17 protein-coding genes and 7 pseudogenes are annotated in these 24,469 nt (G+C 67.3%); 8 read left to right on the forward strand and 16 right to left on the reverse strand.

Annotation, left to right across the window (positions count from 1 at the left end):
* Nucleotides 1-171: 171 nt before the first annotated feature.
* The gene (locus OG978_RS44085) at nt 172-633 is read right to left on the reverse strand and encodes a cupin domain-containing protein (protein ID WP_326770702.1); all 462 of its coding nucleotides are present in this window, start codon (nt 631-633) and stop codon (nt 172-174) included.
* A gap of 392 nt (nt 634-1,025) precedes the next feature.
* On the opposite strand from OG978_RS44085, the pseudogene OG978_RS44090 reads away from it, so the two are divergent.
* A pseudogene (locus OG978_RS44090) lies at nt 1,026-1,390 on the forward strand (transposase); the annotation flags it as partial.
* Nucleotides 1,391-1,470: 80 nt separating this feature from the next.
* On the forward strand, nt 1,471-1,941 hold the full coding sequence (locus OG978_RS44095) for a hypothetical protein (protein ID WP_326770703.1): 471 nt from the start codon (nt 1,471-1,473) through the stop codon (nt 1,939-1,941).
* Nucleotides 1,942-2,149: 208 nt separating this feature from the next.
* Here the strand turns inward: OG978_RS44095 and OG978_RS44100 are convergent, their stop codons facing one another.
* A complete protein-coding gene (locus OG978_RS44100) occupies nt 2,150-3,361 on the reverse strand; it encodes an IS4 family transposase (RefSeq protein ID WP_326763669.1) in 1,212 nt (403 codons plus the stop codon).
* A 62-nt stretch (nt 3,362-3,423) separates the two neighbouring features.
* A complete protein-coding gene (locus tag OG978_RS44105) occupies nt 3,424-4,437 on the reverse strand; it encodes a transposase (protein WP_326770704.1) in 1,014 nt (337 codons plus the stop codon).
* 377 nt (nt 4,438-4,814) lie between these two features.
* Between OG978_RS44105 and OG978_RS44110 the strand changes: the two genes are divergently transcribed.
* Nucleotides 4,815-5,243, forward strand: a complete 429-nt coding sequence (locus OG978_RS44110) for a hypothetical protein (RefSeq protein ID WP_326770705.1) — start codon at nt 4,815-4,817, stop codon at nt 5,241-5,243.
* Nucleotides 5,244-5,337: 94 nt separating this feature from the next.
* Here OG978_RS44110 and OG978_RS44115 read toward each other — a convergent pair.
* Both OG978_RS44115 and OG978_RS44120 read right to left on the reverse strand, forming a co-directional pair.
* A pseudogene (locus tag OG978_RS44115) lies at nt 5,338-6,521 on the reverse strand (IS256 family transposase).
* A 134-nt stretch (nt 6,522-6,655) separates the two neighbouring features.
* Nucleotides 6,656-7,063, reverse strand: a complete 408-nt coding sequence (locus OG978_RS44120) for a transposase family protein (RefSeq protein ID WP_326770706.1) — start codon at nt 7,061-7,063, stop codon at nt 6,656-6,658.
* A 391-nt stretch (nt 7,064-7,454) separates the two neighbouring features.
* On the opposite strand from OG978_RS44120, the gene OG978_RS44125 reads away from it, so the two are divergent.
* A complete protein-coding gene (locus OG978_RS44125; protein WP_326770707.1) occupies nt 7,455-9,827 on the forward strand; it encodes a hypothetical protein in 2,373 nt (790 codons plus the stop codon).
* 128 nt (nt 9,828-9,955) lie between these two features.
* Here the strand turns inward: OG978_RS44125 and OG978_RS44130 are convergent.
* The 3 genes and pseudogenes from OG978_RS44130 to OG978_RS44140 all read right to left on the reverse strand — a co-directional run.
* Nucleotides 9,956-10,408 (reverse strand): annotated as a pseudogene (locus OG978_RS44130) (IS5 family transposase); the annotation flags it as partial.
* A gap of 34 nt (nt 10,409-10,442) precedes the next feature.
* A complete protein-coding gene (locus OG978_RS44135) occupies nt 10,443-10,736 on the reverse strand; it encodes an integrase core domain-containing protein (protein ID WP_326770708.1) in 294 nt (97 codons plus the stop codon).
* A 790-nt stretch (nt 10,737-11,526) separates the two neighbouring features.
* Nucleotides 11,527-11,790 (reverse strand): annotated as a pseudogene (locus OG978_RS44140) (FMN-binding glutamate synthase family protein); the annotation flags it as partial.
* 442 nt (nt 11,791-12,232) lie between these two features.
* Here OG978_RS44140 and OG978_RS44145 point away from each other — a divergent pair.
* Entirely contained in the window at nt 12,233-12,796 is a 564-nt protein-coding gene (locus OG978_RS44145; protein ID WP_326770709.1) for an RNA polymerase sigma factor, read from the forward strand.
* Complete coding sequence (locus OG978_RS44150) at nt 12,793-13,938, forward strand: CU044_5270 family protein (RefSeq protein ID WP_326770710.1); 1,146 nt, start codon at nt 12,793-12,795, stop codon at nt 13,936-13,938. Before OG978_RS44145 ends, OG978_RS44150 begins: the two co-directional genes overlap by 4 nt.
* Nucleotides 13,939-14,681: 743 nt before the next feature.
* On the opposite strand, the gene OG978_RS44155 is transcribed toward OG978_RS44150, so the two are convergent.
* From OG978_RS44155 to OG978_RS44190, 8 genes and pseudogenes are all read right to left on the reverse strand, one after another.
* Nucleotides 14,682-15,083: a transposase gene (locus OG978_RS44155; protein WP_326770711.1), complete on the reverse strand. Its 402-nt coding sequence runs from the start codon at nt 15,081-15,083 to the stop codon at nt 14,682-14,684.
* A 71-nt stretch (nt 15,084-15,154) separates the two neighbouring features.
* Nucleotides 15,155-15,388: pseudogene (locus OG978_RS48650) on the reverse strand (hypothetical protein); the annotation flags it as partial.
* A gap of 276 nt (nt 15,389-15,664) precedes the next feature.
* Nucleotides 15,665-15,991: a hypothetical protein gene (locus OG978_RS44165; protein WP_326770713.1), complete on the reverse strand. Its 327-nt coding sequence runs from the start codon at nt 15,989-15,991 to the stop codon at nt 15,665-15,667.
* Between the two features lie 43 nt (nt 15,992-16,034).
* Nucleotides 16,035-16,898, reverse strand: coding sequence for a DUF3592 domain-containing protein (locus OG978_RS44170; RefSeq protein WP_326770714.1), 864 nt, complete (start codon nt 16,896-16,898; stop codon nt 16,035-16,037).
* 23 nt (nt 16,899-16,921) lie between these two features.
* On the reverse strand, nt 16,922-18,001 hold the full coding sequence (locus OG978_RS44175) for a hypothetical protein (protein WP_326770715.1): 1,080 nt from the start codon (nt 17,999-18,001) through the stop codon (nt 16,922-16,924).
* Nucleotides 18,002-18,020: 19 nt separating this feature from the next.
* A pseudogene (locus OG978_RS44180) lies at nt 18,021-18,720 on the reverse strand (alpha-amylase family glycosyl hydrolase); the annotation flags it as partial.
* Nucleotides 18,721-18,895: 175 nt separating this feature from the next.
* A pseudogene (locus OG978_RS44185) lies at nt 18,896-19,189 on the reverse strand (ABC transporter permease subunit); the annotation flags it as partial.
* On the reverse strand, nt 19,168-21,576 hold the full coding sequence (locus OG978_RS44190) for a hypothetical protein (RefSeq protein WP_326770716.1): 2,409 nt from the start codon (nt 21,574-21,576) through the stop codon (nt 19,168-19,170). The pseudogene OG978_RS44185 and the gene OG978_RS44190, both read right to left, overlap by 22 nt.
* Nucleotides 21,577-21,746: 170 nt before the next feature.
* Between OG978_RS44190 and OG978_RS44195 the strand changes: the two genes are divergently transcribed.
* Both OG978_RS44195 and OG978_RS44200 read left to right on the forward strand, forming a co-directional pair.
* Nucleotides 21,747-22,796 (forward strand): LacI family DNA-binding transcriptional regulator, encoded by a 1,050-nt coding sequence (locus OG978_RS44195; protein ID WP_326770717.1) that lies wholly within the window; start codon nt 21,747-21,749, stop codon nt 22,794-22,796.
* A gap of 5 nt (nt 22,797-22,801) precedes the next feature.
* Entirely contained in the window at nt 22,802-24,388 is a 1,587-nt protein-coding gene (locus OG978_RS44200; RefSeq protein WP_326771069.1) for an FAD-dependent oxidoreductase, read from the forward strand.
* Nucleotides 24,389-24,469 lie beyond the last annotated feature (81 nt).

Genomic DNA, 24,469 nt, shown 5'->3' on the forward strand with positions numbered 1-24,469 from the left:
CGATGCCAGCACATTGACCGGAGAGGAGTGCCCCGCGCTCGGTGAGCCGTAGGAATCAAGCTCAGAAGCCGAGACCTGGACCTGCCGGGCAACGTGGCGGTGCACTTGGTGGTTCATAAGCTGACAGCACGGTGCCCGGGCCAACCAAGGTGGACCTCGCCGATTCGATCCCTACGGAGTCGACCGGCTCGACTGCGTGTCTGTCTCCTTGAGGTGATACAGCTCGGGCACGGAGACCTTGATCGGCTCTTGGGTGGTCCGAGCGATCACGACGACTGCGGGCTCATTCGGGTCGGGGTTCTCCTCTCGGTGCGGGACGAACGGGGGGACGAGGAAGAAATCGCCCGGGTTGGCGGCGAGCCGTACCTCCTGTGTGCCGTCGTGGTAGACGAACACGGGGTGACCACTGACCACGTAGATACCAGCCTCCGAATCGCCGTGATGGTGGTTGTCCGTCGAGCTCAGCGGCGGGTTCTCCACCAGGCCCATCCAGAGCTTCTTCGAGCCGACCGTGCCTCCGCTGATAGCGGCGTAACCGTCCAGTTCGCCAGATGCCACGTGGTGGACGCGGTTGTTGATCGGCGCGCGGTCACCAGAGTCCGGTGCGGGCCCGGCGCCTTCATGGGTAGTCATTGTGCAGCCCTTCGGGTTCGATTGCCTTGACCGGAACCAGACTGCAACTCCCCTACTGAAGCGGGCAATTACTCTTGCTGTTCCGGCAAAGTGCACGCTTCCGGCACATGGGAATCCGATTAACTTCGATGGCACACGCTCAACATGCGATGGCACAGGACAGACGGGTCGTAGCCTGCCGCCGTGGCCTTTCACCTGACGCTGTCGATCGGAGCCCAGCCCGTCATGCGCGGCCGGTGGCCCGGCCTACCGACGGCTGAGCGGAAGTATTTGCGGTGGATTGGCGAGCGCGGTGGCAGGGCAGGCGCCCGGATCACGCTCACCGATGAGGATGATCCTGTGGAGTGGACACCCTGACAATGGATCTTGACGGTCCAGGGAGGGATGTCCAGGTGGGACGCAAGTCTTCGTATCCGGAGGAGTTCAGGAAGGATGCCGTCGCGCTCTACCGCGCCGCGGCCGGGAAGCGGACGTACGCGGCGGTGGCCGCAGATCTCGGCATCACCGCGGAATCGCTGCGGACGTGGGTGCGCAAGGACGAGATTCGGGCCGCGCCCGAGGGCCGCGACGGCAGTGTGAGCGCGGCCGAGGAGCTGGCTCGGCTGCGGGTGGAGAACGTCCGGCTGCTCAAGGCGGAGAAGGCGTGGCAGCTGGAGCGCGAGATCCTGCGCCGGGCAGCCGCCTGTTTCGCTCGGGAGGTGAAGTGAGCCCCCGCCGCTGGGGCTTCATCTCCGACAACCGCGCCGACTTCGGCGTTACTGTAGACGTCAACCATGCCGCGTCTGCCATTACTTGACGGTTTCAGGCCAAACACTGGTTCTCCTCATTGCCCACACGATGCGCACGGTCAAGCTGATGCGCGCCCGCCGGTACAACCGGCGCCAACAGATGGGTGAAATAGTGAGAAAGTCCGTCATCCCCCTTGCCGCGCTCGCCATGCTGGCGCTGCCCCTGGCAGGCCAAGCGACAGCCTCGCCAACGGGGATCCAGGGGGCCGAATCGGAGCCCTGTCCCCAAGAAGTGTGGGTAGGGGGAGACCTTGCATGCACCATCAGCTACACGGGGTCCAAGTGGTACAACGGCGACTGGGTTGCGCTTCACGCTACTGCAGACAACCTCTGGGTCAACGGGTACACCCCCAACAACGTCGACTTCAAGGTTCGTGTGGTCAACGCGGTCGGCTACAACGACTCACCGTGGGCGCGAGGCGGCACGGGCAACGGACTCTCTGTGGGCGGGATCTACCCGTCAGACATCCGTGGTGGACATCTGATCTACGCAAACGGACAGACCCTGTCCGTATGGTGATTTAGCCGCAATACCGTTCAGTTAGTGGATTTGGATGGTGATGTGGGGGTTGTGTTTGGGTTGGGGCGAGTGTGTGTGGTGGGAGCGTTTCGCGGCCCATTTCAGGATCTTGCGTTTGACGACTCGTGGGTGTGTGCGCTTTCGGCGTGGTGGGTTGAGGTGTTGGGTGAGCCATCGGATGGCGTGATGCCAGATCGTGTCGGCCGTGTCAGTGCTCGGAGGGGGGAAATGCGCTCTGCGCGACTGAACGGCGAGCGATGCGGAGGGCTTTGACGAAGGAGACTCTGTCGGGGTCGTGGCCGGCGTGTGCGGCGGTGTCGGCCATCAGGGTGCGGATGGCGTAGTGGCAGCACAGGTGTCCCCAGATTTCTTGCTGGACGAGCTCGGGGGCTTTCGAGCGCAGTACCGCGCGGGGCCCGCGCTGGTGGGTTTTCAGTTCGTCGAAGGTGGTCTCGATTTCCCACCGTTGGACGTAGGCGGCTGCGAGGTCCTCGGCGCCGGCCTCGGCCGGGTCGAGGATCGTGGTCAGCAGACGGTATTCCTCGGGGTTGTCCCGGCCGTCATCGACCGTGTAGTCGATCACTCTGACCGTGAGTGGATCCGTCGTGGCCCGGTTCGGGCCCGACGTCGGGACGATCCTGGCCAGCCACGACCCGTCGGCCAGGGTTTCCAGATACCGGGGCCTCAGGTTCGTCTTCACTCGCCAGAGCAGATCCGCGCCCGTGGCTGCGGACTGCTGCCAGAGGCGGAACCCGTAAAAGCCCCGGTCGGCCAGGACCAGCTGGCCCGGCTCAAGTCGCCCGACGAGCTGCCGGGACAACTCGATCTCCGACACACTGCACGGGCCGGTGACAGCGTCGAAGACCGCATGAGTACCGCATTCCGCCAATGCCACCAGGCGGGCCTGCGGAAACGCGGACCGCTCCCCCCTGCTGGAAGCGGGCCGCCCGAAGAACTCCGCGTTGGCCGCCGTGTCCGCCACGTCCAGGCACGTCCCGTCGATCGCCACCAGGCGACGCCCGGCCAGCCACGACCCCGGCGTGTCCGGCCCCGCCAGCGGACGCGCGACACGGGCGAAGAGATCCCGCACTGGCTCGAACCCCAGACGAGCCCTGGCCTGGAAGATCGCCGACTTCGAGGGCGGCGGAAACGACTCCGACCACCCCGACGCCCACGACAGCCCGTCCGTGAGCTGCGCGAACACATCCTCGTAGGAACCATCCGAATACAACGCCATCCCCATCGAGAAGTACGCCATCACCCGGGCAGGCAACGACCGGTGACGCCGCTCAGTACGCCCCGCCTCCTCGATCACCGCGTCAACCACGTCCGCGGGAAACACCCGCGTCAGCAACCCCACAGACACCAAATCCGACAACCGGACATCAGAAGACGGCTTCACCCAACCAGAACGCGGCATGCACCCACGATAACCCAGCAGGGCTTAACTGAACGGTATTGGATTTAGCCGAGGCAAATACCTCAGATCCGATGCCCATCACAACACCTCACCGCTGAGGAGCACCGCCGGGAGAGCCGACGGGCCACCCTGGCACGGCCGGGGCGGCTGGGCCGACGTCTCTGTGATGCGATCACGCCCGTCCCGCACAAGGGGGTGAGCCAGCTGGTCACGTCACGCACGGACGGGTTCCTGCGGGGCGGATCGTTGTGCGGGAAGGCTTCACGGAGCCGGTGGACGTACTGCTTCACAACGCTCTCGCCGCCGGTGTAACCGCGCTCGCGGAGTTCCTCGAACAGGCGGCGGGCAACGGTGCAGCCCTCGGCCCACCGCCGGTGCAGATAGGGCTTGCAGGTGTCGAGGATGCTGGTGCGTCCGGTCCGCCGTCCGACGAGGAGTTCGTCTGCGGTGGCTGCGTGGGCGAGGCGACGCACGGTGTTGCGTGCCAGACCGAGCTGGCGGGCGATCGGTCGCAGCCCGGCTCCCTGATTGAGCAGGGAGTGGACAGCGGCGTGCTGTTCCCGGACCCGGTCAGACGGTCGGCCGGACTGCCGCGGTCCGGCCGAGGTGCGCGGGTCCAAGTCCGTGGCCTGCAACGACACTGCAGAGGACGTCGGGGCGGTCTCCTCCGGTTCGCGGAGCAGGGCGCGGTGTTGGGTGACTGTCTTCTGAACGGCCTCGGCCAGGTTGTGCCAGATGTGCCACCGGTCTGCGACATGAATCGCGTTCGGGGCGCCGAGGCGCCCCGCCTCAGCGTAGGCGACGGAGCGGTCCCGGCATATCACCTCGACCCCGGGGTGGTCGAGGAGCCATTGGGCCACCGTTGAGGTGGTCCGGTCAGGCAAGAGGTCGACCGGCTGGCGTGTCTCGATGTCGATCAGGATCGTGCCGTAGTTATGCCCCTTGCGCAGAGCGAAATCATCGACCCCGAGCACGCGCGGAGTGTGACTCATGGGGGCGGGCAGACGGCGTATCAGCCGCAGGAGAGTCGACCGGCTCACACCGGCCACGAGCGCATGGGCGAGGCGAGCGGTCATGTCCCCTGGTGTGGTGTAGCGGCGCGCAGCTGTTCTCCGCCCTGGGCGGTCAGCAACCTGTCGCGGTGCCCGTCGCGTCAAGTGGTGATGGCATGGACCGTCGCGTGCGCCGGGCCAGGAAGCGGTTCGCGAAGAAGGTGCTCCATGGGCTATTTGCGGCCTGACCGCGATCGGCCGCTGTGGTTGCGGTACTCGCTGCCGTACCGCCTCACGCCTCGTGAGGAGTGGCCGCCGACGACTGAGACTTGAACGTGTTCAAACTCCGTGCCAGAGTACGGCATGAGTTCTTGAGCCCATCGGTCGCGCACGCGGCCTGCGGAACCCGCTAGGGGTGGAGTGCGCTGCGTTACTGTCGTACTGCGCTGATCTTGCTCGCCATGGCCCTCGCCCTGACGGCCTGCGGCAGGTTCACCGTCATGCCGCCGCCCGACGGCGAACCGGTCGTTCTGAAGCCGGCCGAACTTGCGACCACGTGGACCGATGCCGACGGCGGCACCCTCACGCTGAAGCAGGACGGGACGTTCATCGCCGATAAAGTCTGCGTCGCCGTCGGCTGGTACGACGGTTTGGCCTGGTCCGGAACAGGCTCCTGGGAGCAAGGCTCCAACAAGAAGCAAAGCTTCGTCGCTGTTTCCTTCGACGCCGCTCACCCCGTGGGCTTCGACGCCGCTCACCCCGAAACGGGTGAGCGGGAGCCCGACTCCTACGCCGCCTTGAGGCAAGGCAAGGTCCTGATGCTCTGGGTTCCCGTCGGCGATCCGGACAACGATTATCCACACTGTCAACTGACCAGCCCGGCGAGCTGACCCGGCTGTCGCGCGGCCGGGTGAGCTGCACATGGTCCGGCATCGCAAAAGCGCGGTTCTCGTCGATCGTGTCCCCCTGCCGTGATGGAGGGGATCAGCCCTCGGTAGTGCCGGGGAGGGCCTCGGTGTCGGCGGTGGCGTAGACGGTGGCCATGCTCTCTTCGGAGAGGTAGCGGCGGGGGAAGGCGATCCATTCGTCGTGCATTTCGGCCAGCACTGCGGTGGCCAGTCGTAGGACGGCCTCGGGGTTGGGGAAGACCTGGACGACGTCGGTGCGGCGTTTGGTCTCGCGGTTGATCCGTTCCAGCGGGTTGGTGGACTGGATCTTTTTCCAGTGCGGCTGGGGGAAGTCGGCGAAGGCGGTGAGGTCTTCCTTGGCATCCAGCAGCATGGTTTTGACCTTGGGGGACTGTCTGCCGAGCATGTCGGCGACGGTGTCCGGCTGGGCCCGGACGGCTTCGGCGGTGGGCTGGGCGAAGATGGTGCGGATGGTCGCGGCGACCATCTCCCCGGTGCCCTTTTCGATCACCGAGAAGACGTTGCGCACGAAATGAACCCGGCAGCGCTGCCAGCCGACACCGAACATGACCTTGCGGATGGCCTTGACCAGCCCCGAATGGCTGTCGGAGACCACCAGCCGCACCCCGCAAAGCCCCCGCTCGCGCAAGGAGCGTAAGAACGCGGTCCAGGACGCGTCGCTCTCGCTGTCATCCACCATCACCCCGACCACCTCGCGGTTTCCCTGCTCGCTATGGTTCACCCGGGCCTTGACGTAGGTGGCGTCCAAGAACAGATAGGGAAAGGGGTGTGATCCAGCGGCCGGGTACGGAAAGCCGTCAGTTCCGCATCCATCCCGGCACAGATCCGCGAGACCTCGCTCTTGGAGATGCCGGTGTCCGCGCCCAGGGCATTGACCAGGTCATCGACGCCGCGGGTGGACACCCCGAGCACGTATGCCTCCATCACCACCGCATACAAGGCCCGGTCGATCCGGCGGCGGCGCTCCAGCAGCGAGGGGAAGAAGCTCCCCGCCCGGATCTTCGGGATCGCCAGCTCCACATCGCCGGCCTGCGTGGTCAGCGTCTTCTCGCGGTGCCCGTTGCGCCAGGTGGTGCGGGACTCGGTGCGCTCGTTCCACTCGGCGCCGATCCGGGCGGTGGCCTCCGCCTCGATCAGTTCCTGCAGAATGCGCTCGCACACCGCGCGGATTGTCTCGACTCCATCCGCCGCACGTAGTGACTCCAGCAGCCGCAATAGGTCAGACTGGGACAAGGCCATCGTGCACTCCCCGGGTTGGACTTAGCCGTTTTCCCGGAGCGTTGCACGATGGCCGTTGCCTGTTCAGGGGGCACGAACCGGAGCAGCGGAAGCACATGCAGGGCGCACCGACCCAGGCTCACCGCCTTGATCCCCTACACCACGGCAGGGGACACGATCAGGCGAGCTCCAGCCCTGCCCGCCAACATCACGGCCAGGTGCTGCAGCATCGTCTGCAGCCCGGCGCTTCGCCTCCCGTGCCGGAAGGTCAGACCTTCGACCTGCTCGACGAACGTGGCCTGCGAGCACGCGTGTTGGCGGCAGCGGAACCTGCGTACCTGTAACTCGATCGCAACGGGGCGACCGCCGACCGCGCTGTCAGCGAGTCGGCGGACGTACCGGCTATGCACCCGGGCCGACGCCGTCCCGCAGGCAGGACACGCAACCCGCTCCGCTGACGTGCGGGCCTGTACGACCACCAACTCGCCGTCGGCCAACACCTTTTCGATCACAACGTCGTCGACCTGGTGAAACCACAGATCATGAAGGAGGACATCAGCCACGGCGGTTCATGATCCCGGTTGTGGTGACCCTCCGTGGCCCTGGCACTGAAAGTGATCCAGAACCCAAGTTCAGCCGCCGCCGACAAGCGGCAGCCCGGAGCCGGAGCCGCTCGCGGGCGGCACGTCGTTGTGCGGTCAAGCCACCGCCTTGCGGAAACCTCACGACAAGGGCATACCGCAGGCTTCACGACCCGTCAGCACCCCACGACATCACGCACTGAAGGTCAGTAACAAGGTCTCCGGACACTCCGGGGCAGCTCAGCAGGAGACGCCGTCGGTAAGGAGAAATGTTTCGGATTTATCCTTGCGTGCCCCTCGCAGGCCGTGGCATGGTACCGGCATTGATCTGAAGCTTCCGCCACGGGAACACACACGCGAGGATGGTTGCAGAATGCTCGACAGGAGACACTGCCTTTCTCTGCTGGCGGCCGCCGGGGTCGGTGCGAAGATCACTCTCGAACCGACGATCTCGCGAGCCCAACCGCTCGACGCAGGGGTTGGCGGGGCGGGTGGCCCGGCTGCCGAATTGAGCCGTTCTCTGCGAGAGTTGCACGGCTCCCTGCGGGTGTTGATTCGGAAATATGAGGGCACGACGCTGCGCCAAGCCCAAGAATTTGACGGCGACACGCTGACCGACGGCCCGCGGCAGTGGCAGCTGGAGTGGGAGACGCGGCGGGTGCCCGATGATCACGGATGGGAGGTCACCCTGACATGCACTCTGGAGAAGGGGGAAGCGGAACAAACCGCGATCTCTGTCGATTTCCCATTCAAGAACTGGGAGACCGCGAACTACGTGATGATTCCCGGAATAGTCTATAACGGCAATCGCTATCGCGCCATCGGCGATGGATATAATCCGGACTACCCGGTCGACATGTACTACAATCCCCGGACGCCGCTGACGATATCGAATAACCCACGACTGGCCTCTGATGTCGCGATGCCTTCGCGGATCGAGCTGGAAACCTGCTCTACTGCCGCCCCAGCGATGAGCTTCTTCTCGGCTAAGTTGAGGAAGGGCTGGATCGTCCTCACGGAGCAAGGAACCCGACTGGGCAATAGTGGACTCTCGGTTGAAGAGAGCGCGAGCAGGGCAAGCTGCGAATTCCGCATTTCGACGCCCGTCATGCGCCAGCAGGTGGCCGGTTTCGGCGACTTTCGACCGAGCGACGATAGGGCGTTGAACTGGGCTCCCGGTGACTCGGTGTCGATTCGCTTCCAGGTCTTCACCTTCGATGCTGACGGAATTCCGGCAGTCCTGCAAAAGTTCATGGATGTGCGAAAGTCGCTTACTGGCCCCACCATGCCTCGCAACCTGCTTCCGATGAGCAAGCTGGCGGAGCTTGGCACCGACATCTGCCGGGGAAATTTCACCGAAACCAAGGCTGGCAGGTACTATCTGCCGGAAAACTCTAAGCACTTTCAATTGGGTTGGGTCAGCGGCCTGATCAACACCTACCCCATGTTGGCTCTGAATGACCCGACGGAACGCGGCAGGGTCTCCGATGAGCTTGACTTCGTCTGTTCCCGCATGAAGGGGCGAAGCGGATTTTTCTACGGCTTCATCAGCGAAGATGGCGCGATCCGCTCAGAGAAGGATCACCCCGACTTTCCGGCGGTACAGGCGATGGTGCGCAAGAACGGAGACGTACTCTTCTGGCTGATCAAGCATTTGATGCTCCTGAAGGCGCAAGGGCATGGCGGCGCCATCAAGGAATCCTGGGAATTGGCCGCGGGTGGCCTGGCCGCGGCCTTCACCCGGATCTGGCGAAAGCACGGAGAATTCGGTCAGTACATCGTGCCCGAAACAGGCGATATCGCCGTCTACAACTCGACGGCCGGCGCCATCGCTCCGGCCGGGCTTGCCCTGGCAGCTGAATACTTCCATTGTCCGGACTGGTTGGCCGTAGCCGAGGAAGCGGCCGAATTCTACTATGAGCGCGACATCAAGTCCCGTGGATTCACCAGCGGAGCGTGCGCGGATATTTCACAGGATGCAGATTCCGAATCGGCATTTGGTTTCCTGGAGTCATTCATGGCTTTGTACCAGTACACCGGAAAGAAGGGTTGGCTGGATCGCGCGAAGGTCCAAGCCGCACTTTGCTCGTCCTGGACGCTTGCGTACGATCCTCTGTTTCCGGCAGACAGCGATATTGCGCAACTGAATGGAAGGATGGCCGGCGCGGTTTGGGCAAGCAGCCAAAACAAGCATGCCGCGCCCGGCGTCTGTACGTCCTCCGCGGACCACCTGTTCAAGCTATATCGAGCGACTGGGAACAAGAAGTACGCTGAACTCATCAGGGATATCCAGCATGCCCACGCCGAGGCCGTCAACATGCCGGGACATATAACAACCGACTACCTAATCGGTTCGAGCATGGAGCGGATCCAGCCCAGCGATGCAGAGGGTAAGGGGGCCGTCGGCAATTTCATCAAGACGAGAAACTCCTGGACCGAGACCAATGGCATCTTGATGGCACTCGAACTTCCCGGAATCTACGTGCGACCCGGGGAAGGGGTCCTCTTTCCCTTTGACCATGTCGAGGCTGAATATGTCCGCGAGAGCCGCCATGCCGCCGTAGTCCGCTTGACGAACGACACGGCCTACGCGGCACGGGTGTCGGTCCTGGCGGAAACGGCCCACCAATCGGCCCGCCCCCTTGGGTACACGGCGTTCCTCGGGTGGCCGCGAGTCGAAGTCCCGGCCGGCGGGGTGGTCACCGTGAGGGTCACGAGGGATGGCAAGGTCACAGGTCAAGCCTGATCCGGCTGCATCCGACCTCAGGCAACGGGACGACGGCCATGGCGACTGGTCACACACCCCGAGCCGTTCCACGAGATCGTCCATGGTGACGGTCTTGAAGCGGCGGCGCCTAACCTCCAGACCGCCAACTACATGGTCAGACGGCGATGGCAGATGAGAACGGCGGCTATGCCGACGAAGGCGAGGAAGTGTTCGGCCTTGCGTTCGTAGCGGCGGTGCAGACGTCGGCAGCCGGCCAGCCAGGACACGGTCCGCTCGACCACCCAGCGGTGGCGTCCGAGTCGTTGTGAGGACTCGATGCCCTTGCGGGCGATGCGGTGTTGGATGCCGCGTTTGCGGAGCCATCGGCGCAGGTGATCGTAGTCGTAGCCCTTGTCCGCATGGAGCTTGCCGGGCCTTCGGCGGCGTGGGTCTCGCCGGGATCGGATGGGTGGGATGCCTCGCACGAGCGGCTCAAGGCCGAGGCTGTCGTGCATGTTCGCGCCGGAGATACCCAGCGACAGTGGCAGTCCGTTCCGGTCAACAATCAGGTGGATTTTCGATCCCGGCTTTCCGCGGTCGGTCGGATTCGGTCCGGTCAGTGGCCTGTGGGGCTCGAAAAGTCGTCGTTGCAGGTCACGCAGCGTATCGATACTCGTTGTTGATGCCGCCGGGGACCCTGGTGCGGAGCATGCTTCGGTCGTCGGGGTCGTGCACGATTGCGGGCTGCTCGGTCGCGCTGGGCGGTAGCTGTTGCCGGGATCGGTGCGGCCGGTGTCCGTTGTAGTGGTCCTGGTGGTCAGTCAGGACCTTCCTGGCGTGGTTCCCGCCCAGGATCAGGGCGTGGTCGAGGGCCTTGCGGCGGATGGTGCCGGTCACGCGTGCGCAATGCGCGTTCATGCGCGGTACCCGGGGCGCGCTGAGCAGCACCTGAGTCGCCCATCGAGTCCGCCGCCTCGGCAACGACGGCTCAGCCGCGACAGGTGCCTGACGGGCCGGTAGTGGTGACTCAGAGCAGGGACGGGGCTCCTTCGATACGGCACGCGAACTACTGCAACAACTTCGTCAACTACGGCACGTCGTGGAGAGCGGACTGCAACGTCGACTATGGAAGTTCCGGATCGTGGACCCAGTGCTCGGACGGTACCGAAGTCTGGGGTCCGTTGGTCGGCCCGGGCTACTGGGTCTTCGGCGGTGACTGCTCCGGTCACGGCAGTGTGCGGGACTGGGGGGTTTACGACGGTTAGCAATCCCGCATGTGCACTCCTCCCGTTCCTGCCCGTCACGGCTGCACCGTAGGAATCGAGGCAGGTCTGCGCAACTGCAGCGGACCCTTGTCGGTATCGGCGTAGCCGAAGATCTCGCGGCGTGTTCCGCCCGGCCGGAGTCTCTCTTCACGACCGGTCGAGGAAGTGTGCCGAGAGCCGACATCCGACGAAGGCGCTGGCGACTGGAATGCGGTGGTGCCCTCAGCCACGTGTGGCTGAGGGCACCACCGGCTGGGCTCAGCGTGGAGTCGGCGTTTGGGTAACTGCCGTCTCGTCGTGCAGCAGGTGGGGCTGGTCGGACGTGCCCCCAGGACCCGCGCCCCGGAGGGGCCGGGATGTTGCCGTGCCAGTCCCACCTGCCCAGGTCAACAGGCCGTGGCTCGTAGTCGGCCCGGCCGACCGCCCCCGTACCGCCCGACCTCGCAGATCAGGGCCCGGCAACTCGTCACGCGTCAGCTGGCAGGCTTCTGGAAAGGGGTCGGCTCGGTGGTGAGCAGTGCGGTGATCTCCTGGGCGAGTTCCGGGCCGAGTTCGCCCCAGCCGTCCTTGTAGCCGTAGACGCTCGCCAGGGTGCGGGCGTCGTAGTCGCCGTTCATGATCTCGATGTCGGTGGTGATGAGTGCCGGGTGGGCGACGCCGACAGCTCTCGAGACCTTCAGCAGCTCCTTACGCAGGGTGCGCAGGTGGACAGCGGCCCGGGTGGCTTTCGATGAGGGACATGTCGGATGCCAGAGCGCGGGCAGTGTCCGCCAAGTACTGCTCGTCGGCACCGTGGGCGAGGCCGAGGGTGAAGCTTCCCCAGGGCCGGGTCGCGCCCACATCCGGGCAGAGCAGCCGGCCGCCGACAGCACGAAGCCCCGGGCGATGACGCCGCCCGGGGCCTCTCACCAGACGGTGGGAACAGGACGAGTGGGCCGCGAACCTCGTCGCGGCGAAGTATTTCCGCAACGAAATCGGCATCGACCTCGACCACGGCCTCGCCGCCCGCCGCTACGCCCTCACCTCCGACCGCCGCGCCCTGCGCGGCGGTCTTGCGGACCCTGATGTGACGTACGTCTCGTCTCTCGGGTGTGTTTTCCGGCATGGCGCTGTAACGATCAGCCCGTTCGGCCCACTACCCAATGACAGAACACACCAGGAGGGACAGGAGGTGCGGCAGTGCCCGACTACGACGCGGATCGTTTCACCGCTATCTATGACGGCTGTCGGCAACGTGTGTGGGCCTACGTGGTCAGCCGTGCGGGACGGCAGGTCGCCGACGAGGTGGTGAACGAGACGTTCACCGTGGCCTGGCGCAAGCTGGACGACGTCCCCGAGCCGCCGCTGCCATGGCTGCTCGGGGTCGCCCGCAACATCCTGCGGGACAACATCCGGGCGGAGGCCAGGCGCGCGTCGTTCGCCGCCGAACTGCGCTCCTGGGCGGAACCCGCCGAGGCGGACATTGCCGAGGAGGTATCCGAGCGAAGCGCGCTGCTCAAGGCGCTGGCCACGCTGCCGGAGGACGATCGGGAACTGCTGATCCTCTCCGGGTGGCAGGGCCTGACCCCGGCACAGGCGGCCGCGGTGGTCGGCTGCTCGCCCATCACCCTGCGGGTCCGTCTGCACCGGGCGCGCAAACGTCTCACCGAGGCCGCTTCCGCCTACCCGCTCATGGAGGAAGCCGCAGCCGTGCGGCGCGTGTCCACCCGAGTCCGGATCACTGTAGGAAAGGAAGCCCGGTGAAGAACGACATCCTGCACCGCCTGACAGCCGCCCGCCCCGCCCACCTCGACCCCGGCCGCCCCACGCCGTCACCGGTTCGGGAAGAGGAGCTTGCAACAGTCATGACCCGTCCGCGCGCAACGCGCAGGGCTCGCGCCACCCCCCAGCCGCGGAGGGTGGGCCGCCCTCTCCTCTCGGGTCTCGCCCTGGCCACCGCGGCGGCGGTGGCGGTTCTGGCGATCATCGAAACCGCGCCGCAGGAGCCAGGACCTGCGCCCTCCGCGACATCGGGCTCCGGCAGCCAGGTCCTTCTCGCTGCCGCCTCCCACGTTGAGCAGCAACCGGCCGGTTCCGGCACGTACTGGTACGTGGAGAAACACCTCGGTTCCCTCCACAAGGTCCCCGGCAAGAACTACACCGTCGCCGTGCGCACCGAGCAGCGGTACTGGACCGCCGCCGCCAGGAACAAGCAGTGGTCGCAGCTCCTGGACCTGGGGGCCCGTCCGGCCACGAAAGCCGACGAGGCGGCGTGGAAGGCGGACGGTTCCCCCACGTCGTGGAACCTGAGGGGTGAGACCGTCACCTACGCCGGCAAGGGCGAGATCCAACACGACGCCCCCGGCGGAATCGCGGACATCGGCACGATGGGCGACCTCCCTCTCCGCCTCCTGGCCACGCTCCCCACCGATGAACAGGCCCTCCGCAAGCGCCTTTTCGCCCTGGTCGACAAGGACTACAACGCCCCCGAGGAAATCCTCGACCGGACCGTCGTCGACACAGCCGTCCGAATCGCCACGACCCTCCCGTCCACTCCGGCCCTGCGCGCCGCCGCCTACCGCCTCCTCGCCGCCGAACCCGGCGTGCGCTCCCTAGGCGACGTCAAAGACCACACAGGCCGCACCGGCTACGCCGTCGCCCTCCCCAGCCCCCACGGGCCCGCCGAACTCCGCCTGATCTTCGACAAGTCCACGGGCATGCCACTCGGCACCGAGACGGTCGCCACCCGGAGCGGTGACGGTGTGAGCAAGGGCGAGCTGCAGGGCTACACGACGATCACCTCGATGAAGTGGACCGAGGACGCACCGCCGTTCGACACCGACACCGAGGACCCGGGCCCGATTTCCGCTCCGGGCGAGGAGCCGGATGCCGAGCCGGCCCGCTGAGGCTGTTCTCGCCTTTGAAGGCACATGTGATCAGTTGGATCAACCGACCACATTCGAGGGCCAGTTCGACTCCAGTTTGGAGAATTTGCTGTGGATAGGTGAGTCTGGAGAACCATTCTGCTGCCGACGGTGGCATGTCTGTCGCTGACCGGCTGCGGGGCGGAGGAGCCCTCTGGCCGGACCCCTTCTGCGGCAGGATCCAGTTCCGCAGCCGGGGACGTTGCGGCTCCTGAAGTCCCGAAACTTCCCGCGACTCCGGAGGACTCCCACCCCTCACGACAGCCGGACCCGGCCCTCCCTCCGGAGGACCGGGCATGGCGTGTTTCTGGCGCTGTCAACGGGCGTTGCCCTCGGCTTCCACGCGATAGCCGTGGGAGAGCCTGAGGGCATCCGGCAGGCGGCGGGTCAGTAATCGGGTCAGCGGGATGATCCTGGAGGTGGGAGGTCGTCGGCCAGATCATCAACTGGGCGCAGGAGACCAACTACTACGCCCCGAACAAGAAGTTCAAGTCTCCGGAGCAGTACATCCGCGGCGGCTACCCGACCAGCATCGAGTACGGTCTGCGCACCACCTCGCTCTCCGCCCGCGTCGTGTTCAAGGTCAAGGAGCACTGCCTGGCGGCCGGCACCGCCTGCGACGAGGCCAAGTTCGACAACACCAGGGACCCCGCTTCCTACCGCCCCTGGTGGGACGGCCCCGGCAACCTGAGCTTGACTCTGTCGGGGATCTTGAGAGTGCCGAGTCAGCCGCTGACGGCTCGCCAGGATTTCAGGCGGGGGATCCCGTGCTGGTCCAGGAAGTTCTGGAAGGCTGTCGGTGGCCGGGGCCGGGGTGCTTCGCCGGTGGAGCGTAAGTCGCTGAGGCGCTCGATGTTCACGGCGATGGCCGTGAGGACGTGCTGCAGGTGGGCCTTCGGCTGCCCCCGGTAGCGGCAGCGGCGCATGCCGTGTCCGTGGGCGAACTCGTTGACGGTGCCCTCTACTCCGGAGCGCAGGGCATACCGGGCCTCACAATCGGGCGTCTGCTGTTCGGCGCCCCTCGCCACCCGATGGGCCCCTGGTGCGGAGGCGGGCCCATCGGGTGGCGGTGTCTTCGGCCTGGCTCGGTCCCACGGGCCCTGTCCCCTCACTGCGCGGAGCCGCACGGCGTCGGTACGGGAGACCGGCCAGGTAGCGGTGCCAGTCGGCGGGCGTCAGGCCGGCGGCGCCGTCCGTCCGTCGGCGCGTGGTCGGGGACCTTCCGGGCCCCATCCGCGTTCAGCTTCTTCGGGATCGCCACGGCCTCCATGAGGCCCTCGGTGCCCGTACCGCCGGCGAAGCTGATCGCCTGCGGCACATCCCGGGTGAACTGCCGCAGGTATGAGTAGGAGTTGTCCAGCATGGCCAGATGCCCGTTGTCGCGCGGCAGCCTGCCGGTGGCCGGGGCGAGCGCGGCCCGCAGCCGGTCCCAGAAGGTGCGGTAGAGGGGCTCGTCAGTGGTCGGGGTCTCGAGGGTGACCAGGAGGTGCAGGGAACTCGTCGTGCTCGCGTAGAGCGGTTCGTCGAGCTGTTCGACGTTGCCGATGTGCAGCCGGGTCAGACCGCCCCTGCGGGTCTCCGCGCGGACCTTGACCCAGTGCAGCGGGGCCCGGTACGAGCCGATGATGCCGCCCCGCCGGAACACCTTGAAGACTCCGTGGTCGACCGCATGTGCACGGTGTCGTGCTCGAAGACCACCGGTTCCACGTCAGACCACCGGCCGGTCGGCGAGCCGGGCCACCTCGGTGAAGTAGGCGCGAAACAACGGCTCGTCTCCGGGCGGTACTTGGAGCGCGGGTGAGGTCGAGTGCCGGAAGGCGAGCCGGTCGGTGTTGTAAAGGGCGGCCTGCGGATCGCGTACGACACCGAAGTACAGTGTGCCGGGTCGGTCTGGCTTCTTGTGGTGCAGCGACACCCCGAGCCAGCGCAGCGGGACACGGAACGTGTGCGCCGAACTGTCCAGGTTGAACAGCTCGAACACCCCCCGGTCCACACGCGCATGCAGGTTCTCGTAGTCGAACGTGAACGGTTCCATAGGGGAGAAGGTAACCCACCTGGTCCAGAGCCCCTCCTGGGCATCAAAGCAACACCACTCCGACCACGGCCGTCGCCACGAGCACGACGAACACCAGGACGTTGAACCTCACGTCCCGCTCCTCCGAGCGGTGATCGGCCGCGCGGTCCAGCGTGAATTCGGCCGGGTCGGCGGGCGTGTAATGAACCGTCACATCGCGGCCGTACGCGCCGGCGGGGTCCGGAAGGTTCGACGTGCAGTAGGCCGTAACGGCCGTGCCCTCGCGAGTGGTGAACGACACGACCGGGGTGATCGTGGTCCAGGTGTGACCGTCGTCCTGGTCGACGCTGACGTCCTTGAGGACCGCGACGACCCGTCCCGGGACGGTCTCCATCGCAGCCAGCCTCTCGATGCGGCGGTTCTTGGCGCGTACCGCCCCGGGCAGGTGAACGGCGCCGGAGACCGCCCAAGGACCGCCGAAGCCGATCAGCGCCCACGGCCACCCCCAGTCGACCGCGGCGAGGACCACCAGCCCGACGTAGACCAGGAAGACCGCGAAACCTGGCCAGCCCAACCCGCGACTGGGCTCCTCGGGGATGTTGGAGAACCGGTAGGCGTGCGGTCTGCCCCGCGGGTGGCTGACCCCGATCTCCCGGCCCTCCCACGCGGAGGTGATCATCTCGCCGCGCTCACCGTCGTTCGTCACGGTGACCTCCTGACCGGAGGCCGGGTCACGGTAGGAGACGACCACCGATATCCCGCCCACCCGGGACCCGCCGTGCCGCGGCTCCCGCACCCGCTCGATCCACCCCGTGAGCCGGACCGTCCGCTGCGCCTTCGTCACCCCGGCCAGCGACCGGACGAACCCGACCACCGCCACCACACCCCACACCCCGCACCACAGCACCAGAAACTCGTCCCACCCCATGCGCCCTCCTCCTCCGGTTCCGATCAACTGCCGCTGCGCCGCATCACTTTGCCCCGCCCGTCCGCCTCCAGCGTTCCCGTGCCCCCGTCACCGGTCACCACGACCCTGAGTGTGAGCGAGCCGGTGACGCCGTCGGCGGTCAGCTGCCAGCTCCGCGGGGAGTCGACGCCGAGAGTGGTCCTGGCCTTCTCGACCAGCGCGGGGACGCGATCGTAGGGCAGGGACCTAGGGTCGAACCCGGCGGTCTTCACACCGGTGGGGGAGAAGACGACCGTCAGCAGGTGGTCCTGCACGACGACGGTGAGTGCCCGGCGCTTGTCCCCGCCCTGCGTCAACGACTCGACGGCCTTGCGCAGTTCGCCCTGGTCGAGCATCGACTGGCCCGGCCCGAGGGTGACCGTACCGGTCGCCGACGTCACGGTGGTCGTGGACGACGAGGAGGAAACGGACGGCCTTGGGGAGGCGCCGCTCTCGTCGGGGCCGAACAGATCGGCGCGGAACAGCAGGAGCACGGCGGCCGTGCCGAGCAACAGGCCGAGGAGCGTGAGGAGACCGCCGGCACAGCCCGCCGGGGGATCGCTCTTCATGACCGGTCCGGGCGCCGAGTCCAGGCGCGCCCCGGCTGCCCGCTCCTCCCACTTCGGCGTTGGCCGTTTCACGATCCGCACCTTCCACGGCCTGTCCGGCGGATACTCGACCACCACGACCCCGCGCGGCCGGTAATCGGGCAGCTCGACGAGGTTGACGTCCTGCCGTATCTCGACGCGGAACGCGGGCGCGTCGTCCGGCGCGACGGACAGCTCGAACCGCACCGGCACGTCGCTGGTCTCACCCCCGACGGCCTCCAGGCTCTCGATCACCGCGAGCGCCGTGCGCGGTGCGACGGCCGCCTCACGGGCGCGGCGCGGCAGGGTGCAGAGGAAGAAGAGCAGACCGTAGGCCGCGGGCAGAACCAGCCCCGGGACAATCAGGGACGCCTTCTCGACGACGCACCCGCTGATGAAGGCGGTCAGCGACGCCCCGATCACACCACCCGTCAGGAACCCCAGGGCGAGGTCGGCAGGCGTGCTGTGCGTGGGCGGCGCGCCCGCTGTGATCTTCATGTGGCTGATTGTGCACATCCTAGACTTCGAGCCAGACCGCGTGATCCGTTGCCAGCACACTGTCCTCGACAGAGGCGCTGCCGAGGAGGACGGAGGAGTGGTCGGGGAGTGGGTTCGGGGCGGCGGAGAGGTTGACCACGCAGACGAAGCCGGGGTCGCGGCGGAAGGCGAGGACGCCGGGTGGCGCGTCCAGCCAGGTCATGGTGCCGTCGCCGAGGGCGGGGTGTTCGCGGCGCAGGCGCAGGGCGGTGCGGTACAGCTCCAGAATGGAGGTCTGGTCGCCGGCCTGTGCCTCGACAGTGAGCTCGTTCCAGTTGGCGGGCTGGGGCAGCCAGGGTGTGGCGGTGGCGTTGTCGGGGCTGAAGCCGAACGGCGTGTGCTGCCCGGACCAGGGGATGGGCACCCGGCAGCCGTCGCGGGCCGGTGTCGGTGTGTCCGGAGCGTTCCCAGATGGGGTCCTGCAGGACGTCCTTGGGCAGGTCCTCGACTTCGGGGAGGCCGAGTTCCTCGCCCTGGTAGATGTAGGCGCCGCCGGGGAGGGCGAGGGTGAGGAGGGCGGCGGCGCGGGCGCGGCGTGTGCCCAGGTCCAGGTCGAGGGGGCCGACGGGTTCGTAGCGCTCGCCGGCGACCCAGCGTTTGGCGGCGTTTCGGCCGTAGCGACTGGGGTGGCGCATGACGTCGTGGTTGGAGAGCCCCCAGGTGGCGACTTGAGATACGGCAGGCGGGAGCGGATGCCGACGATGTCGCCGACGCCGACGATGTCGCCGACGCCGTTGCGGTCGGCGAAACTGCGGATGTAGACCTGGTAGATGACGGCGCTGCGCCACCACGGTGGGGTACCGGGAACGGACATGCGGCTGATTGCTCCTTGGACGCGGGGGTGTGGGGCGGCTGCTTCGCCGCGCCGGCGGTCAGTCCGGCGACGATGCGGCGCTGGAAGAGCAGCACCGTGGTCACCAGGGGGATGGTGACCAGGACCCCTGCCGTCATCTGGCTGCCGGATGGGGTCTCGAACCGGGTGGCGCCGGCGAACGTGGAGACGGCGGCCGGCGCTGTCTGCATGCCGGGCTGGTTCGTCATCGACAGAGCGATGAGGAACTCGTTCCAGGCCGCGGTGAAGGTGATGATCGCGGTGGTGAAGATGCCCGGTGCGGCGAGCGGGATGATCACCTTGCGGAACGCCTCTCGGATGGTCCGGGCGGCTGCAACGGCCGGTCGCTGGGTTGTTCGCCGGGCCTCCGCCAGCGGCAGCCCGCCAGCGTATTGGCGCCGGGCTTGGCCAGTGGTGTCAGGCCGTAGAAGATGCGTGGTGAGCCGTCGAGCGTGAGTGTCACCTGGCCCGGGGCCGATGACAGCTGCCAGCTGCGGCCGATGGCGTCCAGCTGGCGTACGGCGTTGCCGGCAGTGACCGTGAGGAGGGTCTTGGTCGGCCAGGGGTCGACCCAGACCTCGGGGGCGGGGAAGTGCCAGTCGGTGCGCTGGCCGGAGGTGTTCAGCAAGTAGCCGTCGGCCCGGTTCCACAGGACGACCGCCGGGCCGTCGGGTGTGTCGAACCACAGGCCGAAGGTCTGCGGGTCGGGGAAGGTCAGCCAGCCCTGGAAGGTGGCCTGATCGAGTATGCGGGCCGCGGTCGCGTACGCCAGGAGCGACGGCTTCGGGCTGAGGTCGCGGTTCATCAGCCCGTAGTGGTATTCGACGTTGTCCGGATCGGCGACCTGCGGCATGCCCAGCACGCTGTCGTGGAACTGGTACCAGCACACGCAGGCGATGCCTTCGGCTTTCGCCAGTGCCAGGCTGAGCAGGACGTTCTCGGCGGCGTGCCGGTAGGTGTCGTGCCACCAGCTGTTCGGCTTGGTCGGCGCGTAGGCCTCGGTCAGCCAGACCTCCTTCTCGCCGTGCTGCGCCATCAGCGTCTTCAGTTGCTTCAGTCCGCCGTAGAAGTTCCAGTACGTGCCTTCGGGGCCGGTGCTCCAGTCGTCGCCCGGAGGTATGTAGTCCGGGGTGAAGTTGCCGCGGCCGGGGTGATAGGCGAACGCATCGATCAGGTCCCAGCCGCCGGCGGCGATGAAGGTCTCCACCCAGGGTTTGTCCATCCCGGCGAGTCCGTTGTTCATCAGCTTGACGGCGGCGCCGGTCGCAGCCCGTCGGTCGAAGACCGGGCGCAGCGCCTTGTCCAGGTAGGTCTGGGCGGCTGCTCCGGTGTTGAACGGCCGGTTCAGTTCGTTGCCGACCTCGAAGTAGCCGGCTCCGGCCCCTTGCGCCACGGTCAGTTTGTCGGCTGCCCAGGCTGCAGCCTCGGTGTCGGTCGCGTCGAGTGACGGTTGCAGTTCGATGTTGTGGCGGATGCCACGTGCGTCGAACGCGGAGGGCGGCAAGCCCGGGCCGCCGTCGTAGGCGATGCGGACCAGTGCGATGCCGACCCGCTGCCAGAGGTCGAGTACGGCGTCGGCGCTCGGCCGCTGCAGCCACGGGTAGTTGGCGATCCCGAACATGCTGTCCGCGCCGGCCTGGTAGGCGAACGGTGGCAGGGTCGCGAGGTTGGTCCGGGCAAAGGCCTCGTCGTCCGCGGACCGTACGACGACCTCGGCGAGCGCGATGCCGGCGGCCGGCGCGGGCACGGTGAAGGTGTGCTGCCAGGTGCCCGCCGCGGCGATGCTGCCGGTCACGTTGGTGGCGGCCAGTTGCGCGCCGTCGAAGTCGCGTACCGACAGCTGCAGTTCGGCCGGGCGTGCGGTGCCGCCGTTGGCGACCAGGGCGGTGAGCTGCATCGGCTCGCCGGGGACCTGGTAGAGGTTGAAGTCACGGTCGGTGGTCAGCTCGAGGCCGAGTTCGCGGCCGCGGCCGATGGTGGCTGTGGCCGACGGCCTGGTGTCGGAGAAGAAGAAGTCGGCCCGGCTGGTCCACCCGCCGGCCGGGTCGGCCGTTCCTGGTGCGTGGACCCAGGTCGCGTTCGTCCAGGCCTGGCGTGAGCGGGCCAGCAGGAACAGTCCGTGCCGGCTGCCCCAGGTCGAGGTGTGTGCGACGCCGACGGTTTCCTCGTAGGGGATGCCGCCGCCGGCGTCGCGGACCCATTCGGTGATCGCGATGCAGTCGTCGGGCGCGGTCGGCGCCTGGATCGCCCGGCTGAACAGGAAGCCGTCCGGCACCAGGGTGTCCGCGCCGGTGATCCGCCACTCCAGCCGGGCGTGCTCGGTGGTGACGCTGAACCAGCCGGTGACGGTGGCCGGCCCGGCGGCCGCGTCGAAGGCGTAGTCCATCCGGATCGCCGGTGTTCCGTCCTGCAGGGTGGCCAGTGCGGGGGTGCCGCCGGTCGACAGGTGGATGCCGGTGAGCTGGTCCTTGATCTGGAACTTCGACCCGGCGGTACGGGTGACACCGGCCGCGTCGCGTATGGCGAGCCGGCCGCCGATGCCGGCCAGCAGGCTGATCCCGCCGGCGGTCAGGGTGACATCGCCGTCCGCGGCGTGGGCCGTCACGGGGGTGGGCTCGGCGATCAGTACGACGCCGGCCGCGAGCGCCGCGCCGAGAAGACCGCGACGGCTGAGGTGGGCGCCCTTGGCATGTGGGGTTGTCATCGTCTGCTCCTGTCTGGGCCGCGCACTGTCGTGATAATGCCTATCTTCAATGTCGTGACACGGACGGTCTCAACCGGGCAGCCCGTTGGTCAAGGGGTATTGCGCTCTTGTTTCCAGCGGTTTAATGTCGCCGACGTCTGTTGAAGTTACGCATTATCACCGGAGGATCGATGTCAACGAAGCCGCGCCGGGTCACCCAGCGCGAAATCGCCAAGATCGCGGGGGTCAGCCAGACCACCGTCTCGGTGGTGCTGAACGACCGTGACGGCACGAACGTGCGTATCCCGGAAGAGACGCGGGCGCGGGTCAAGCGGGCGCTTGAGCAGGCCACCTACGTCGCCGATCCGGCGGCCCGCCGGCTGGCCGGTCTGGACAACCAGATCATCGGCGTCTTCACCTACGAGGAAGCCCTGTCGCCGGAGAGCCTGGACTTCTACGGCCCGCTGTTGAACGGGATCGAACGTGCGGCCGAGGCGATCGGCTGGGACCTGCTGTTCTTCACGTCCTCGCCGGTCGAGAACGGCACCCGCAGTCTGTTCCATCGCAAGACCCGGCTGCGGCTCACCGACGGCTGCATCCTGCTCGGCCAGCAGATGGTCGGGTCCGAGCTGGAACGGCTGGTCGCAGAGCAGTTCCCGTTCGTCGCGGTCGGCCGCAGGGACGAGACGGCTGCGGCCGTGCCGTACGTCGGCATCGACTACGTCACTCCGGCGGACGCCGTGATCGACCTGGCTGCGAACAGCGGACACCGCCAGGCCTTGTATGTGCACCGCGGCCGCGACACCGCCACTGCGCGGGACCGGCGCGGCGTGGTCGAGGCCGCCTCGGCGGCGGGCCGCATGGCGTTCATGCTGGTGGGTGAGGAGCGCGTCGCCGAGCTGCCCCGACTGGCCCGGGCCACGGAGGCCACGCTGATCATTGCCGAGGACGCCTTCCTCACCGAAGATGTCATCCTCTCGCTCGTCGGTGCCGGGGTGGACGTGCCTGGCGAGATCTCGGTCGCCGCGTTCGGTGAGGTCCGCGGTCATCGCACCGACGGACGGGCGCTCACGGGCTTTCGTGTGCCACGCAAACAGGTCGCCGCCGAAGCGCTCGAGCTGCTGCAGCAGCTGGTCACCACCGACCCGCAGGAGTGGGCCGATCTGGACACCCAGCGGCTCCTGGTGGCCGAGGTCGAAGCGGGCGACACCATTGTCGCCCGGTCGGCAGGGCTGTCGTGAACAAGATCGCCACAGAGGTGGCGGTCATAGGCGGCGGTCTCGGATCGGTGGCAGCCGCTCTCGCGCTGCTGCAGCGCGGACACCGGGTGGTGATGACCGAGGAGTACCCGTGGCTGGGTGGCCAGCTGACGTCGCAGGCGGTGCCACCGGATGAGCACATCTGGGTGGAGCAGTTCGGCGTAACCGCCCGCTACCGGAGGCTGCGGGAGAACATCCGTCGCTACTACCAGGACCACTATCCGCTGTCGGCGGCGGCTCGCGCGGACCGTGAGCTCAACCCAGGGCGCGGCCGGGTGAGCCGGCTGTGCCACGAGCCGCGGGTGGCGCTCGCGGTGATCGACGCTCTCCTCGCGCCGTATCGGTCGAGCGGCCGGCTGACCGTCCTGCAGCCCGCGGTTCCGGTCGGGGCCGAGGTCGTGGACGGGGTGGTCCGCACGGTTACGGTCGCGGATCCGCAGACCGGGGCGCAGAGCGTGATCACTGCGGAGTTCGTGCTGGACGGCACCGAGACCGGTGACCTGCTGCCGCTGACCGGCACCGAGTACGTCGTCGGTACCGAGGCGCGGTCCGAAACCGGTGAGCCGAGCGCTCCCGACGTCGCCGACCCGGCCAACGTGCAGTCGATCGCGTGGTGTTTCGTCTTCGACCATGCCGCCGGGGATCACACGATCGCCCGGCCCGACGACTACGACGACTGGCGCTCGTTCGAGCTGCCCTACTGGGGCGCGCCGATGCTGTCGTTCACCGCGCCCAATCCGCGCACCCTGGTGCCGGAGCAGCGCACCATGATCGTAAATCCGGAGCAGGACGTCTCCGGTGATCCGCGGTTCGACGCCGGCGATCAGGACCTGTGGCAGTTCCGGCGGATTGCCGCCCGGCAGACCTTCACCGACAGCCTGTACGACAGCGACATCGTGCTGGCCAACTGGCCCCAGCTGGACTACGTCGGCGGCTCGATCATCGACACCGCCGAACGACTGCAGCACTTGGCCGCGGCGAAGGCGCAGTCCCGGGCCTACGTCTACTGGCTGCAGACCGAGGCGCCCCGGCCCGACGGTGGCCGCGGGTGGCCGGGACTGCGGCTGCGCGGGGATCTGGTGGGAACCAGCGACGGCTTCGCGCAGGCTCCGTACATCCGGGAATCCCGCCGGATCAAGGCGCTGACCACCGTCCGCGAACAAGACATCTCGATCAAATCCCGCGGGTCCGGCGGGCCGGCCCGGTTCGACGCATCCATCGGGGTGGGGATGTACCGGATCGACCTGCACCCCTCGACCGGCGGCGACAACTACATCGACGTCGAGTCGGCGCCGTTCGAGATCCCGCTGGGCGCCCTGGTCCCGGTCCGGACCCAGAACCTGATCCCCGCCGCCAAGAACATCGGCACCACCCACATCACCAACGGCGCCTATCGACTCCACCCGGTCGAATGGAACGTCGGTGAGTCCGCGGGCGAGCTCACCGCGTTCTGCCTCGACCGCGGACTGAGCCCGCAGCAGGTCGCCGCCGAACCCGCACTCGTCGATCAGCTTCAACGTCGCCTGGTCGAGGCCGGCGTCGAACTCCACTGGCCCGAGGTCGTCGGCTACTGAGCCGGACAGATCGACGTCGAACTGCACTGCCCGAAGTCGCTGGCTACTGAGCCGGACCGGCCGACCAGCACGTCGAAGGGA

It is taken from the genome of Streptomyces sp. NBC_01591 (genome assembly GCF_035918155.1).
In the GTDB taxonomy this organism is placed as follows: Bacteria; Actinomycetota; Actinomycetes; order Streptomycetales; family Streptomycetaceae; genus Streptomyces.

Excerpts from the sequence above, each read along its gene's own strand:
- OG978_RS44095 (WP_326770703.1), top strand. The coding sequence starts at position 1,471 with ATGCGCACGGTCAAGCTGATGCGCGCCCGCCGGTACAACCGGCGCCAA.
- OG978_RS44190 (WP_326770716.1), bottom strand. The coding sequence starts at position 21,576 with ATGACAACCCCACATGCCAAGGGCGCCCACCTCAGCCGTCGCGGTCTT.
- OG978_RS44100 (WP_326763669.1), bottom strand. The coding sequence starts at position 3,361 with ATGCCGCGTTCTGGTTGGGTGAAGCCGTCTTCTGATGTCCGGTTGTCG.
- OG978_RS44170 (WP_326770714.1), bottom strand. The coding sequence starts at position 16,898 with ATGGGGTGGGACGAGTTTCTGGTGCTGTGGTGCGGGGTGTGGGGTGTG.
- OG978_RS44195 (WP_326770717.1), top strand. The coding sequence starts at position 21,747 with ATGTCAACGAAGCCGCGCCGGGTCACCCAGCGCGAAATCGCCAAGATC.
- OG978_RS44105 (WP_326770704.1), bottom strand. The coding sequence starts at position 4,437 with ATGACCGCTCGCCTCGCCCATGCGCTCGTGGCCGGTGTGAGCCGGTCG.
- OG978_RS44085 (WP_326770702.1), bottom strand. The coding sequence starts at position 633 with ATGACTACCCATGAAGGCGCCGGGCCCGCACCGGACTCTGGTGACCGC.
- OG978_RS44175 (WP_326770715.1), bottom strand. The coding sequence starts at position 18,001 with ATGAAGATCACAGCGGGCGCGCCGCCCACGCACAGCACGCCTGCCGAC.
- OG978_RS44165 (WP_326770713.1), bottom strand. The coding sequence starts at position 15,991 with ATGGAACCGTTCACGTTCGACTACGAGAACCTGCATGCGCGTGTGGAC.
- OG978_RS44125 (WP_326770707.1), top strand. The coding sequence starts at position 7,455 with ATGCTCGACAGGAGACACTGCCTTTCTCTGCTGGCGGCCGCCGGGGTC.
- OG978_RS44110 (WP_326770705.1), top strand. The coding sequence starts at position 4,815 with ATGGCCCTCGCCCTGACGGCCTGCGGCAGGTTCACCGTCATGCCGCCG.